The sequence below is a fragment of the Pseudomonas sp. IT-P44 genome (genome assembly GCF_949768225.1).
Lineage (GTDB): Bacteria > Pseudomonadota > Gammaproteobacteria > Pseudomonadales > Pseudomonadaceae > Aquipseudomonas > Aquipseudomonas migulae.
Map to the genome: position 1 here is coordinate 37452 of NZ_CATKQM010000010.1, position 14639 is coordinate 52090.

13 protein-coding genes are annotated in these 14639 nt (G+C 61.2%); 7 read left to right on the plus strand and 6 right to left on the minus strand.

The window, feature by feature from the left end:
- Positions 1–141 precede the first annotated feature (141 nt).
- The 4 genes from ACM6IO_RS05420 to ACM6IO_RS05435 form a co-directional block, all read right to left on the minus strand.
- Positions 142–357, minus strand: coding sequence for a hypothetical protein (locus tag ACM6IO_RS05420; RefSeq protein WP_008040104.1), 216 nt, complete (start codon positions 355–357; stop codon positions 142–144).
- Positions 358–602: 245 nt separating this feature from the next.
- On the minus strand, positions 603–1709 hold the full coding sequence (aguA, locus tag ACM6IO_RS05425; protein ID WP_414911095.1) for an agmatine deiminase: 1107 nt from the start codon (positions 1707–1709) through the stop codon (positions 603–605).
- Positions 1710–1713: 4 nt separating this feature from the next.
- Positions 1714–2592, minus strand: a complete 879-nt coding sequence (aguB, locus tag ACM6IO_RS05430; protein WP_223434907.1) for an N-carbamoylputrescine amidase — start codon at positions 2590–2592, stop codon at positions 1714–1716.
- Positions 2593–2893: 301 nt separating this feature from the next.
- Positions 2894–5806 carry an aminotransferase gene (locus ACM6IO_RS05435; protein ID WP_414911096.1) on the minus strand — a complete coding sequence of 971 codons (2913 nt, stop codon included), beginning with the start codon at positions 5804–5806 and terminating at the stop codon, positions 2894–2896.
- A gap of 177 nt (positions 5807–5983) precedes the next feature.
- Between ACM6IO_RS05435 and rfbB the strand changes: the two genes are divergently transcribed.
- Genes rfbB through ACM6IO_RS05470 form a run of 7 tightly spaced genes read left to right on the plus strand, consistent with a single transcriptional unit; the run spans position 5984 to position 13081 of the window.
- Positions 5984–7066 (plus strand): dTDP-glucose 4,6-dehydratase, encoded by a 1083-nt coding sequence (gene rfbB / locus ACM6IO_RS05440; protein ID WP_008040110.1) that lies wholly within the window; start codon positions 5984–5986, stop codon positions 7064–7066.
- Positions 7063–7935, plus strand: coding sequence for a glucose-1-phosphate thymidylyltransferase RfbA (gene rfbA, locus ACM6IO_RS05445; protein ID WP_008040111.1), 873 nt, complete (start codon positions 7063–7065; stop codon positions 7933–7935). Before rfbB ends, rfbA begins: the two co-directional genes overlap by 4 nt.
- Positions 7935–8480: a dTDP-4-dehydrorhamnose 3,5-epimerase gene (rfbC, locus tag ACM6IO_RS05450; RefSeq protein ID WP_008040112.1), complete on the plus strand. Its 546-nt coding sequence runs from the start codon at positions 7935–7937 to the stop codon at positions 8478–8480. Before rfbA ends, rfbC begins: the two co-directional genes overlap by 1 nt.
- A gap of 8 nt (positions 8481–8488) precedes the next feature.
- A complete protein-coding gene (gene rfbD, locus ACM6IO_RS05455) occupies positions 8489–9358 on the plus strand; it encodes a dTDP-4-dehydrorhamnose reductase (protein ID WP_192227010.1) in 870 nt (289 codons plus the stop codon).
- Between the two features lie 36 nt (positions 9359–9394).
- A complete protein-coding gene (locus ACM6IO_RS05460) occupies positions 9395–11203 on the plus strand; it encodes a sensor histidine kinase (RefSeq protein WP_032832528.1) in 1809 nt (602 codons plus the stop codon).
- Positions 11200–12594 (plus strand): sigma-54-dependent transcriptional regulator, encoded by a 1395-nt coding sequence (locus ACM6IO_RS05465; RefSeq protein WP_414911097.1) that lies wholly within the window; start codon positions 11200–11202, stop codon positions 12592–12594. The genes ACM6IO_RS05460 and ACM6IO_RS05465 overlap by 4 nt, the downstream gene beginning before the upstream one ends.
- A gap of 31 nt (positions 12595–12625) precedes the next feature.
- Positions 12626–13081: a thioesterase domain-containing protein gene (locus ACM6IO_RS05470; protein ID WP_414911098.1), complete on the plus strand. Its 456-nt coding sequence runs from the start codon at positions 12626–12628 to the stop codon at positions 13079–13081.
- Positions 13082–13212: 131 nt separating this feature from the next.
- On the opposite strand, the gene cysQ is transcribed toward ACM6IO_RS05470, so the two are convergent.
- Positions 13213–14040 (minus strand): 3'(2'),5'-bisphosphate nucleotidase CysQ, encoded by an 828-nt coding sequence (gene cysQ / locus ACM6IO_RS05475; protein WP_192417226.1) that lies wholly within the window; start codon positions 14038–14040, stop codon positions 13213–13215.
- Positions 14037–14603: an ADP compounds hydrolase NudE gene (gene nudE / locus ACM6IO_RS05480; protein WP_008040117.1), complete on the minus strand. Its 567-nt coding sequence runs from the start codon at positions 14601–14603 to the stop codon at positions 14037–14039. The genes cysQ and nudE overlap by 4 nt, the downstream gene beginning before the upstream one ends.
- Between the last annotated feature and the right edge of the window lie 36 nt (positions 14604–14639).

Consider the following 14639-nt stretch of genomic DNA (forward strand, 5'->3'; position numbering starts at 1 on the left):
CAACGTATTTGCTGGCCGGACGACCGCTATCGCCAGCAAGCCGGCTCCTACACGGGGGTCTGCGTAATTCCCACAAAACCATCACCCATAAAAAAGCGCCGCCCTCCCGGCAGCGCTTTTATCAATCCGTTGTTTTTCTTCTTATCCTTCCATCACATCCCACAACGCTTCCAGTTCCGCTTCGCTGAATAAACCAGCGGGGTAACGCTCGATCATCATCCGGCGCGGATCAGGTTCCCTGATCTGACGCGTTCCATTGGACTTCAACCAGTGCGCCAGAATCTGGAGCGAATCGCTGTTCTTTACTGCCAGGGGATGCAATGCCCGCTCGCTCACCACATTCATTTCGGCGTTCATTTCCGCGCTCTCTCCTGGTTTGTGAGCGGCTAACTTATCCAAGGTTTATGACAGAACATCGAAGTCCTCCCCCTCCCTGTCTACACCTGGTGAGATACAAGAGCTGTGCCAATGTGTCTGGATGGTCGACGAGCGGATACAAAAAAAGCCCGCAGTCCTGACGGGCTGCGGGCTTTCTGCGAGGCGTACGGGGAAAACGTTTGCCTGAGCGATTTAGCAATCAACTCAAGCTGTTACAACCCCACTCACTCCTTGTGCGGCGCGGGCTGTTGTTGGGTAAGGCAGTGGATGTTACCGCCTCCCAGTAACAGTTCGCGGCCCGGCACCATCACCACTTCGTGTTGCGGGAACAGGCTCTGCAAAATCTCTTTGGCCGGACCATCCAGCGGGTCGTCGAAACTTGGCGCGATGATGCCGCCGTTGACGATGAGAAAGTTCACGTAGGAACCGGCCAGACGCACGGTCGGATTGCGCTCCTGAGTTCCGTCCACCGGGTCGACACCGGCGCACTCTTCTTCGGTCGCATACAGCGGCCCCGGAATCGGCATCTTGTGCACCTTGAATGGGCGACCCTTGGCGTCGGTGCTGCTTTCCAGCACTTTCATCGCCGCCTGGCAGCGCGGGTAATTCGGGTCTTGCGGGTCGTCGGTCCAGGCCAGCAACACTTCGCCCGGTCGCACGTAGCAGCAGAAGTTATCCACATGGCCGTCGGTTTCGTCGTTGAACAAACCGTCCGGCAGCCAGATGATTTTATCCACAGCCAGATTCGCGCTGAGCATCGCTTCAATTTCCACGCGGTTCATGTGCGGGTTGCGATTGCGGTTGAGCAGGCATTCTTCAGTGGTGATCAGCGTGCCTTCGCCATCCACGTGAATCGAACCGCCCTCGAGCACAAATCCCTCGGTGCGATAACGCGGGCTGCGCTCGATCTCGAGGATCTTGCCGCCGACCTGCGAGTCGCGGTTCCAAGGCGAATACAACCCGCCGTCAAAACCGCCCCAGGAGTTGAAATCCCAGTTCACGCCGCGGACTTCACCGCTGTTATTGATGACGAATGTCGGGCCGGTGTCGCGGACCCAGGCGTCGTCGCTGGACATCTCGACCACACGAATATTCGGCACATCGAGACGCGCCCGAGCGTTTTCGTATTGGCCGGCGGACACCGCCACGGTCACCGGTTCGAAACGCGCGATGGCCTTGGCCACCGCCACGTGTGCGGCTTGCGCCGGTTTGCCGCCCAGGCGCCAGTTGTCTGGACGCTCGGGCCAGATCATCCAGGTTTGGGTTTGTGCCGCCCACTCGGCGGGCATGTAGAAGCCGTCGGCGCGCGGGGTGCTGTTTAAAGTGGTCATGCGGTCAGGACTCCAGGGAACCGTCGAGGGTTTTGAGCGCATTGTATAGGTTCGGGCGGCGATCACGGAACGAGCCCCACGCGCTGCGAATGTGCTCCAGTTCGTCGAGGTCGAAACGATGAACCAATACGCCTTCTTCGGTTTTGTTGAGTTCCTGAACCTTCTCGCCAAACTGGTTGGCGATGAACGACGAGCCGTAGAAGGTGATGTCGTACCCGTCCTGCTCCTCATTGCCGATGCGGTTACTGGCGATCAGCGGCATCAGGTTGGCACCGGCATGGCCCTGTTGCACACGCTGCCAATGGTCGCGGGACGAGATGGTCTTGTCGTGCGGCTCGCTGCCGATGGCGGTCGGGTAGAACAGAATTTCCGCACCCAGCAACGCCATGCTGCGCGCGCATTCCGGGAACCACTGATCCCAGCAGATGCCTACGCCGATTTTCGCGTAGCGGGTGTTCCAGACTTTGAAGCCGGTATCGCCCGGGTTGAAGTAATACTTTTCGTGATAGCCAGGGCCGTCCGGGATGTGGCTTTTACGATAAATCCCGAGGTTGGAGCCGTCGGCATCGATGATCGCAATGCTGTTGAAACGTGCGCGGCCGGCCAGTTCGTAGAAGCTGATCGGCAGCACTACTTGCAGTTCTTTGGCGACTTTCTGGAAATGCTTGATGGCGACGTTGTCTTCAACCGTCGTGGCCAGTTGCAGGTAATCCGGGTTCGGCTTCTGGCAGAAGTACGGCGCCTCGAACAGTTCCTGGATCAGGATGATCTGCGCGCCTTTGGCCGCAGCCTCACGGACCAGCCTTTCAGCGGTTTCGAGGTTGGCTTCAAGGTCCCAGGAACAGGCCATCTGGGTGGCGGCGACGGTAACGATACGGCTCATGAATCATCTCCGGGCAAGTGCTGTGGGTCGAGTTTGGCATCGACCGATGACAGAAAGGGAAGCGCCGGACGTGAAGAGACACGCCGCGGCAATGGCGACTTTATAGCCGATAAAAATCGGCTTTAAAAGCGATTAATCTTCCTTCTGTCGAAAACAACAGCGCTTAAACCCGATAACAATCGACTAATCATTATCCCCCTGTGGGAGCGGGCTTGCTCGCGAATGCGGTGTATCAATCAACAAAAATGTCAGCTGATCCACCGCATTCGCGAGCAAGCCCGCTCCCACAGGGGTTATGCGTTTACAACCCCTCGGCGAGCACCTTCGCCAGCATGTCGACAAAGAAATCCACACTCTGGCGCGACGTAACCATCGGCGGTTTGATCTTGAGGACGTTCAGGAAATCACCGGTCGGCTGCATGAAAATCCCCAGCTCCCGCAACCGGTCACACAGCGCCGTCGTTTCCTCGGTTGCCGGTTCCAGAGTCTCACGGTTGCGGATCAACTCGACGCCCAGATAAAAACCGGAACCGTGCACCGCGCCCACCAGCGGATGACTGTCGATCAGCGCCTCAAGACGCTCCTTGAAATACCCGCCCACCACCTGGGCGTTTTCCCAGAGTTTTTCCTCTTCCATCACATCCAGAACGGCCATGCCGATCTGGCAACTGACCGGGCTGCCACCCGCCGACGAGAAGAAGTAGCCCTCGGCCTCCAGCGCTTCGGCGATTTCCCGACGGGTGATCACCGCGCCCAGCGGTTGGCCGTTACCCATGCCTTTGGCCATGGTGATGATGTCCGGCACCACGCCCTGTTCTTCGAAGCCCCAGAAGAAATGGCCCATGCGTCCGTAACCCACCTGCACTTCGTCGGCGATGCACACGCCGCCCTGCGCACGAACCATTGCATAGACCTGTTTCAGGTAACCCGGCGGCAGCGAAATACCACCGGCATTGCCATACACCGGCTCGCAGATGAAACCGGCCAGCGGGCGACCTTGCTCGGCGATTTTCGCCAGGTTGTGTTCGACGCTGCGCACATAATCCGGCGCACTGTCCGGGCCACGGAATTCGCCGCGATAGGTGTTCGGCGCTGTCACCGGGTGCACCCAGTCGGGACGGCTGCTCAAGGCCTTGGGGTTGTCGGCGATCGAGGTCGAGACCGCGTCCGCGCCCACGGTCCAGCCGTGATACGCCTCCAGCACGCTGATGATGTCGCGACCACCGCTGTAGGCCCACGCCAGACGGATCGCCAGGTCGTTGGCCTCGCTGCCGCTGTTGACCAGGAACACCCGGTCCATGCCCTCCGGCGACAGTTTCAGCAAGCGCTCGGAAAACTCGGCAACCGCTGCGTAGTTGAACCGCGAGTTGGTGTTGAGCAGCGACCATTGACGACTGGCGACCGCGGCCATGCGCGGATGACCGTGGCCAAGCACCGCGACGTTGTTGAGCATGTCGAGGTAGGAGCGACCCTGCATGTCGATCAAGTGATTGCGCCAGCCACGCTCGATGCGCGGCGGGTCGACGTAATAGTGCTTCTGCGTTCGGGCGAAACTGGCGTCGCGGCGCGCCAGCAAAGTCTGCGCATCGAGCTCTGCCTCGGCATCGCACGCCAGCCCCAACAACGCTGCCGGCGACGGGCACAACGCTTGCCAGGCGGCCGCGCGCGAAGGCGTGCAAAACAACGGCGCATCGAGCGCCGCGCCTCGGCACAACTGCACCCGCAACGGGCCGCTGACCGAACCCAACACCTGGCCTTTGACCAGTGCCGCACCAGTGTGCAGCGACGGTGTCACGCCCCACAACCGCACGCTCAACTGCGGGCCGTCCAGTTGCAGCACACCCGACGCCGGTTGATGCACAACCCCGGCAAACGGCGATTCGACCGCAGTGCCATGAGGCACCCGCAGCTCGACGTGCAACGGGCAGGTGTCTGGTTCCGTCGCACTGTCCGGGCGGGTGCGGGACAAACGGTATTGTCCGTAACGGCTCGCTGCCAAGCGGTGGGCCGCAGCCGCTTCGCTCAACAGACGCTGATCGATCCCCTCCTGTTCCCAGTTACCGGCCTCGAAATGCGGGCTCAATACACCCAGATCGATCAAGGCAAATTCACGCCCGACCAGGCTCGGCAGCAGCGGTGCGAAACCTTCGCTGCCGATGTCCGGCAGGCTGTGGCCGACCGAGGTGAGGATCGCCGCTTCCATCAACGCCAACGGCACCGACGTGGCCACGCGGAAAATCTCCCACTCATGGGTCAGGTTGTCGCGACTGTAGGCATTACCCGGGTCGATGCTGACCTGCTGCTCGCCGCTGAGCACCAGCACCGCCGCCCGCGCAACGATCAATGGCCACAGCGCCAGCAGCTCTTCGTGTTGCAACGGATTGACCGCGTGATAAGCCTGAACCGCCGGCAAAATGTAGAACGGATCGCCACCGGCATGGTGCAGCAGCGCCGCGCAGGTCACCGACAGGTCGGTAATGCGCCACGTGCGGACCAGATCGCCGAAATCGATCACGCCCTGCAATTGCCACTGGCGTTGTGCATCGCGCTGCCAGACCGCGTTGTCGTCGGTGATATCCATGTGAATGGCCTGTACCGGCAACTTGTCCACCAGCGGCTGCAAATGCCGCTCGGCCTGTTCGGCCACTTCGGCGATCAACGCGCGTTGTCGGTCATCTTCAATCACCGGCAGCAAATGCGCGATCAACGCATTCGCGTGGCGGGCGTCCCACTGAAGGGTGCGCTCAAGGCCCGCATGATCGAAAGCGGCCAGCGCCAGGTCCATTTCGCCGCAGAGCCGGCCGAAACCGGCCACCACGGATCCGGGCAGATGATCGAGATGTGTTAATGACTGGCCCTCGATGTATTCGAGCAGGCGTACGTGCACCGCTTGCCCGTCGATTTCCAGTGACAGCAGGTCGGCGCCGCTTTGCGCGGCAATCACTCGCGGCACCGGCACACCGGAGTGTTCGGCCAGATGCTTGAGCCCGGCATGCTGGGCTTGCAGCTCCAGCACCGAATAGTCGCCCCGGCAGATTTTCAGGACGAAACGCCCATGCTTACTGTCAACGCGGAAGTTGAGGTCTTGCTGGCTGCCGAGCGCCTGCAGCTTTGCGCTCAGCCCGTAATGCCCCTCGAGCAGCTCAAGCGCTTGCTCCGCAGACACTTGCGGGCTGGGCAAACTGGCGCGATGAATCAACGTGGCGAGCGGCATACAACAACCCCTGAAATTTTATTAGGCGCTTATATCGCCACCGCATCGGTCGATAATCAACCCCCTGTTTACGCCACAAAACCCAAATTGCAGACACAACCCTCTTGCACCACCACTCTCCTGCCGACAAGCTATGATCTTCGCTATATCGTCTGACGGAAAAAAAGGCTGGCCCACATGCGTATTCTTATCACCGGCGGCGCCGGTTTCATCGGCTCTGCCCTGGTTCGCCAGCTGATTCGGCACACCGAGCATGAAGTGCTCAACCTGGACAAACTGACCTATGCGGGCAATCTCGAATCGCTGACCAGCATTGCCACCGACACTCGCTACGAGTTCGTGCAGGCCGATATTGTCGACCAAGCCACCGTGAGCGCCGTACTGACACGTTTCCAGCCACACGCCATCATGCACCTGGCGGCTGAGTCCCATGTCGACCGCTCCATCGATGGGCCTTCGGACTTCATTCAAACCAATATCGTCGGCACCTACAGCCTGCTGGAGGCCACTCGCGCCTACTGGCACACGCTGGCCGAGCCGGAAAAAAGCGCCTTCCGCTTCCACCATATCTCCACCGATGAAGTCTACGGCGACCTGCACGGTGTCGATGATCTGTTCACCGAAACGACTTCGTACGCGCCAAGCTCGCCGTACTCCGCCAGCAAAGCGGCCTCGGACCACCTTGTCCGCGCATGGCAGCGCACCTACGGGCTGCCGGTATTGCTGACCAACTGCTCGAACAACTATGGCCCGTTCCACTTCCCCGAAAAATTGATTCCGCTGGTGATTCTCAACGCGCTGGCCGGCAAACCGCTGCCGGTCTACGGAAACGGCCTGCAGATCCGCGACTGGCTGTTCGTCGAGGATCACGCACGAGCGTTGCTCAAAGTAGTCACCGAAGGTGTCGTCGGCGAGACGTACAACATTGGCGGACACAACGAACAAACGAACATCGACGTGGTGCGCAGCATCTGTGCCCTGCTCGAAGAACTTGCCCCGGTCAAACCAGCCGGTGTTACCCGATATGCCGACTTGATCACCTTCGTCCAGGACCGCCCCGGGCACGATCTGCGTTACGCGATCGATGCCGGAAAAATCGAGCGCGACCTGGGTTGGGTGCCGGAAGAGACCTTCGAAACCGGCCTGCGCAAAACCGTTCAGTGGTATCTGGAAAACCTGGAATGGTGCCGCCGCGTTCAAGATGGCAGTTATCAGGGTGAACGACTAGGCTCCACCGATATCAAGGAGTTACTCGCATGATGAAAGGAATTGTGTTGGCTGGAGGGTCGGGCACGCGCCTGCACCCGATCACGCTAGGCGTTTCCAAACAGCTGTTGCCGATCTACGACAAGCCGATGATCTACTACCCGATCTCGGTGTTGATGCTGGCTGGCATCAAGGAAATCCTGGTGATTTCCACCCCGCAGGATCTGCCGCAGTACCGCAACCTGCTGGGTGACGGCAGTCAGTTCGGCGTCCATTTCAGCTACGCCGAACAGCCTACGCCGGATGGCCTGGCCCAGGCGTTTCTGATTGGTGAGGAATTCATCGGCGACGACCCGGTGTGCCTGATCCTCGGTGACAACATCTTCCACGGTCAGCACTTCGGTGGCCAGTTGCAAAGAGCGGCGCAGCAAACCAGCGGCGCGACGGTATTCGGCTATTGGGTCAAGGACCCGGAGCGCTTTGGCGTGATCGACTTCGACGCAGAAGGCCGCGCCATCTCGATCGAAGAAAAACCGCTCAAGCCAAAGTCCAGCTATGCGGTCACCGGGCTGTATTTCTACGATAACGACGTTATCCGCATTGCCAAGGCCGTCAAACCGTCACCGCGCGGCGAGCTGGAAATCACCGATGTGAACAACGCCTATCTGCAACGCGGCAAACTTCAGGTCGAGCGCTTTACCCGCGGTTTCGCCTGGCTCGACACCGGCACTCACGACAGCCTGCTTGAAGCGTCGCAATACGTGCAAACCATCGAGCACCGCCAGGGACTGAAAGTGGCCTGTCTCGAAGAAATTGCCTACATGAATGGCTGGATCGATCGCGAGCACTTGCTTGAGCGAGCGAAGTATTTCGGCAAGACCGGTTATGGCCAGTATCTCTATACGATTGCCGGAGAAGCGTAATGAAAGTCACCCCCACCCAGTTACCAGGTGTGCTGATTATCGAGCCGAAGGTCTTTGGTGACGAACGTGGGTTTTTCTATGAAAGCTTCAATGTCCGTGAGTTTGAAAACGCCACCGGCCTCAAGAAAGCGTTCGTTCAAGACAACCACTCGCGTTCGCGAAAAGGCGTGCTGCGTGGCATGCACTATCAGGTGCAACACACCCAGGGCAAGCTGGTTCGGGTGACTGCGGGGGAAGTACTCGATGTGGCCCTTGATGTCCGCCGCAGTTCGCCAAACTTCGGACGCTGGGCCAGTGTGCGTTTGTCCGCACAGAACAATCGTCAGTTGTGGATACCGGAAGGCTTCGCCCATGGCTTCCTGGTACTCAGTGAGTACGCCGAGTTTCTCTACAAAACCACCGACTATTACGACCCGGCGTCAGATCGCTGCATTCGCTGGGACGATCCGACACTGGCCATCGACTGGGAACTGGAAGAAGCGCCTCAACTGTCAGAAAAGGACCAACACGGTAAAAGCTGGCAGGAATCTGAACTGCTTCCATGAAAATCCCTTTGCGAATTCTCATCATTGGCCAGCACGGCCAGGTCGCACGCGAACTGCAGCGTCGCTTGAGCGCGGCTGATGAACTCATGGTGCTGGGGCGCGATCAACTCGATCTGGCTCAACCGGAGCAGATTCGTCAGCAGGTCCGGCGCGTTCGTCCCGACCTGATCATCAACGCCGCCGCTCACACGGCGGTCGATCGGGCAGAAAGCGAACCTGAGCTGGCGTTCGCCATCAACGCGACGGGCCCGGGAATTCTGGCCGAAGAAGCACTGGCGCTGGGCATCCCGCTGATTCACTACTCCACCGATTATGTGTTCGACGGCAGCAAGGGCGAGCCTTACAACGAAGCCGACGCGCCCAAGCCGCTGGGGGTCTACGGCCAGAGCAAACTGGCTGGCGAACAAGCCATCACGGCGGTGGGGGGCATGCATCTGATTCTGCGGACCAGTTGGGTCTACTCGGCCAGTGGCAGCAATTTCCTGCTGACGATGCAGCGTCTGCTGCAAGAAAAACCCGAGTTGCGCATCGTTGCCGATCAGATCGGCGCGCCCACCTGGGCCGGCACGATCGCCAACAGCACCCTCGCGCTGATCGAGCGCTGGCAGGCCGGTGAGCGGGGCGCCTGGGGCACTTATCACCTGACCGCTCAAGGTGAAACCTCATGGTTCGGTTTCGCCCAGGCCATCGGAGAAGCGCTGCGCAAACAGGGCAAGCCTTGCGCACACCTGTTGCCCATCCCTTCCAGCGAATACCCGACGCCTGCCGCCCGACCGTTGAACTCGCGCCTCGATTGCAGTCGGCTGCTCCGCGAATGGGGCGTCAGTCAGCCAGACTGGCAAACCGCGCTGCGCGAGTGTCTTGCCGGGCAAGCCTAGGCATAATGCGCCTGTACCCTCAGGCGCCTGATGCTCATGACTCCGACCCTCCCCCGCAGACCCCGTTGGCGTAGCCTCGCCCTGCTGGCGCTGTGCCTGGCGCCGTTGCTGTGGCCGCTGGAGCATCTGGCCGAGCGTTATTACCGCAGCGAACTGGCCGGGCAGAACCGGCAGACCCTCGACTTGTACGTCGCCAACCTGCTGGGCACCCTGCACCGTTATGAAGTGCTGCCGCAGATCCTCGGCGACCTGCCGGCCCTGCGCGCCACGCTCGGGGCCCCCGACGACGGTGTGACCCAAGGCAATGCCAACCGCCTGCTGAAGAACATCAGCGCGCAGACCGGTGCCGAAGTCATGTACCTGATGGACACCACCGGCAAGACCCTTGCGGCGTCCAACTGGGACAAACATGACAGCTTCGTCGGCCGGAATTTTTCGTTTCGCCCCTACTTCAGCGAAGCCATGGCCGGGCGTCTCGGGCGGTTTTTCGGGCTGGGCACCACCTCGGCCAAACGCGGTTACTTCTTTGCGGCGGCCGTGCGCGACGGCGAAAAAATCCTCGGCGTGCTGGTGGTCAAGGTCGACCTGGACCACACCGAAAGCCTTTGGGGTAAAACCCCGGAACAACTGCTGGTCACCGACCACAACGGCGTGGTCATCCTCACCTCGCGGCCAGAGTGGCGATTCCGCGCGACCCGGCCACTGGGCGAGGGCGAGCGCGAGGCAATCACCGCGATTCAACCCTATCCAACCCGCGACCCGAAACCGTTGAATCTCAATCCTGACGCCTGGCTGACCCAGACCCGGCAGATCGACGAAACCGGCTGGAGCGTCAGCATTCTTGCACCGCGCACTTTGATTGATCGCCCGGTGCGCACGGTGGTCGCCATCGGCGGCGCGACGCTGCTGGTGTTGATGCTGCTGCTCGGCCTGATGATGCAACGGCGCCGTCACTACCTTGAACGGATCGCCTTCGAAGCCAAGGCCCGGCGCGAACTGGAAGGCCGGGTCGCTGAACGAACCAGCGACCTTGAAGGCCTGAACCGCCGACTGAAACAGGAAGTGCTGGAGCGCGAACACGCCCAGCAGGAACTGGTACGCGCCCAGGATGACCTGGTGCAGGCCGGCAAGTTGTCGGCGCTCGGGACCATGTCGGCAAGCATCAGCCATGAACTGAATCAACCGCTGGCCGCCATCCGCAGCTACGCGGAAAACGCCGAAGTGCTGCTCGATCATCAGCGCACCGACGATGCGCGCGGCAACCTCAAACTGATCAGCGAACTGACCGGGCGCATGGCCTCGATCATCGCGCACCTGCGCGCCTTTGCACGACGTGATCGCCACGCGCCGGAAAGCGTCGCGTTGCAACCGGCGCTCGACGACGCGCTGGCGCTGTTGGCCAAGCGTCGGCGGAGCATGGAAGTCGAGCTGATCCGCGATTTGCCCGCCGCCACGCTGTGGGTCGAGGCCGGGGAAACCCGTCTGCGCCAGGTGCTCGGCAACCTGCTGGCCAACGCACTGGATGCGCTGACGGAAAAAGGCCCGCCGCGTAAACTCTGGTTGAGTGCCCAATCCACCGCCGACGGCGTCAATCTGTACATTCGCGACAACGGCCCCGGCTTTTGCATGGAGGCCCTTGGCCGCGCCAGCGAGCCCTTCTACACCACCAAGACCCGCACGCAGGGGCTCGGTCTGGGGCTGGCGATTTGCGAAACCCTGATGCGCGCCTTCGGCGGTGAACTGTCGTTCGCCAACCACAAGGAAGGCGGCGCCCTGATTACCCTGAAACTGCGCGCAGGCGCACCGGGCGTGAGCCTGCAACCGTCCGAGGACCGAAGTGCATGACCATCGACAACCGCATCCAGGTCGTGCTGATCGACGATGATCCCCATCTGCGCCAGGCCCTGAGCCAGACGCTGGATCTGGCCGGCCTGAAAATCCTGCCGCTCGCCGAAGCCAAGGGCCTGGCCGGGCAACTGGAGCGCGACTGGCCGGGCGTGGTGGTCAGCGATATCCGCATGCCCGGCATGGACGGTCTCGAACTGCTGACTGAACTGCACGCCCAGGACCCGGAACTGCCGGTGCTGCTGATCACCGGTCACGGCGATGTGCCGCTGGCGGTGCAAGCCATGCGCGCTGGCGCTTACGACTTTCTGGAAAAACCCTTCGCCAGCGACGCCTTGCTCGACAGCGTGCGCCGCGCGTTGGCCCTGCGTCGACTGGTGCTGGACAACCGCAGCTTGCGTCTGGCCCTCAGCGACCGCAATGAACTGAGCACAAGGCTGGTCGGGCAATCGGCGCCAATGCTGCGTCTGCGCGAGCAGATCGGCGCACTGGCGGCGACCAAGGCCGATGTACTGATCCTCGGCGAAACCGGCGCCGGCAAAGAAGTCGTGGCGCGGGCGCTGCACGATTTATCGAACCGGCGTAACGGCCCGTTCGTGGCGATCAACGCCGGGGCTCTGGCCGAATCCGTGGTGGAAAGCGAGTTGTTCGGTCACGAGCCGGGCGCGTTTACCGGTGCGCAGAAGCGCCGTATCGGCAAGTTCGAATTCGCCAGCGGCGGCACGGTTTTCCTCGATGAAATCGAAAGCATGAGCCTGGACGTGCAGGTGAAATTGCTGCGCTTGCTGCAAGAACGTGTAGTCGAGCGTCTGGGCGGCAATCAGTTGATCCCACTGGACATCCGCATCATCGCCGCGACCAAGGAAGACCTGCGCCAGGCTGCCGATCAGGGCCGCTTCCGCGCCGACTTGTATTACCGCCTGAACGTCGCCCCGCTGCGCATTCCGCCGCTGCGCGAACGCGGTGAAGATGCGCTGATGCTGTTCCAGCACTTTGCCGATGAGGCCAGTGCTCGCCATGGCTTGCCGCCCCACGAACTGCAACCGGGGCAACGGGCGCTGCTGCTGCGTCACACCTGGCCGGGCAACGTGCGGGAATTGCAAAACGCCGCCGAGCGTTTTGCCCTGGGCCTGGAACTGGCGCTGGACAACAGTGCGCCGGATGGCACGGCGGGCACAACGGTTGAAGCGGTCAGCGGTGGCTTGAGCGAGCAGGTGGAAAACTTCGAGAAAACGCTGATTGCCGCCGAACTGGCGCGCTCTCACAGCTCGGTGCGCAGCCTCGCCGAAGCCCTCGGCATTCCGCGCAAAACCTTGCACGACAAACTGCGCAAGCACGGCCTCAACTTCGCCGACAGCGGCGCCAGTAGCCACACCGACGAACTCGATTGAATCCGTCATCACTTCAAACAAGGGGCCCTGCATGAACCGCGACAGTCGTCACCTGGAATCAGTCCTCCATCGCGACATTCCCCTGACGCAAGCCATGGGCATCAAAGTGCTCGACTGGCACGACCAGCAACTGCGCCTGCACTTGCCGCTGGAAGCCAACGTCAATCACAAGAGCACCATGTTCGGCGGCAGCCTGTACTGCGGCGCGGTACTGGCGGGTTGGGGCTGGCTGCATTTGCGTTTGCGCGAAGAAGGCATTGAAGACGGGCACATCGTGATTCACGAAGGGCAAATCAGCTATCCACTGCCGGTGACCATGGACGCGACCGCGATTTGCCAGGCGCCGAGTGCGGCGGTATGGAAGAAGTTTTTGGCGATGTATCAGCGCTATGGAAGAGCGCGGTTGACGCTGCATTCGCGGATTGTGAATGCCGATAGCGATGATGACGCCGTGAGGTTTACCGGGCAGTACGTCCTGCATCGGTAAATCTCAGCGGCTGATCGTTCCCACACTCTGCGTGGGACGATCTCATCTTTGTAGGAGCCGGCTTGCTGGCGATCCAATCAACGCGGTGTATCTGTTCCACCGCATCGCCTGGATCGCCAGCAAGCCGGCTCCTACAAGGTGGCGAGCTTCAGAAGTTTTTCGCGCCAGGCGGCTTTCGCTGGCAGCGCCAGGAAAAACGCGTTCCGCAAAGACTCCCGCGCCGGATAGCTGAACGGCACGCCACTCAACTCCAGCACTTCACCGCCCGCCCCTTCCAGCACACCCTGGGCCGCCGCCGTATCCCACTGAGAAGTCGGCGCCAGACGCGGGTAACAATCCGCCGCCCCTTCCGCCAACAAACAAAACTTCAGCGAACTGCCGATGTTGGCCAGTTGCAGCTCACCCAGGCTGTCGCTCAATCCGGCGAGCAAGCGCTCTTGCTCAGGGCTCGAATGCCGACGGCTGGCGACGACCGTGAAGGCCTCGCCCGGGGCGGGCACGGTGCGAACCTGAATCGGCAGCGGCTCGGCGTCCTTATCACCACGCCAAGCGCCCAGACCGGCACCACCGACGTAGAAGCGTCCATTGGTCGGCATCGACACCACGCCAAACACCACTCGCCCCTGCTCGATCAACGCGATGTTGACGGTGAATTCTTCGCTGCCGGAGATGAACTCCTTGGTGCCGTCCAACGGATCGACCAGCCACCAGCGCTGCCAGCCGGCGCGCACGCTCTGCGGGATGTTGGCATCTTCTTCGGACAACACCGGGATGCTCGGGTCCAGCGCGGTCAGCCCGGCCAGAATCAGATGATGAGCGGCCAGGTCGGCAGCGGTGACCGGTGAATCGTCGGCCTTGGCGGTCACGGTCGTGCCGGTGCGCCAGAACGGCAGGATCGCATCGCCAGCCTTCAATGCCAGTTCAATCACCGGCGCCATCAATGGATGAGGAAAAATCATGGCAGGAACACTCCGCGCTGAGTCAGCAAATCTCGGGTCAGGTACAGCGCCGCCAAGGCACGGCCCTCGGTGAATTTCGGGTTCTGGGCCAGGGCCGACAGCTCTCGCAGGTTGATCTTGTCCACGCGCATCGGTTCAGGCTCGTCGCCTTCAAGCCGTTCTTCGTACAGATCGGTGGCCAGCACCACCTGAATTTTCTGGCTCATGTAGCCCGGCGACAAGGACAGCTCGGTGAGGTGTTCCAGTTGTCGCGCGCCATACCCGGCTTCTTCCTTGAGTTCACGCTCGGCCGCCGCCAGCACGTCTTCACCCGGCTCGATCAAGCCTTTGGGCAGCGACATCTCGTATTCATCGGTGCCGCCGCAATATTCCTCGACCAGTACCGCGTGATCTGCGTCGAGCATCGCCACGATCATCACCGCGCCATACCCGGCGCCTTTGCCGACCAGCCGCTCATAGGTGCGCTCCACGCCATTGGAAAAGCGCAACTTCAGCTCTTCGACGCAGAACAAGCGGCTGGTGGCGACAATCTCGCGGGCGAGGATGGTGGGTTTCTGGCGCATGAAAAGCTCCTTGGCGTGAACGCGTTACTATACCCG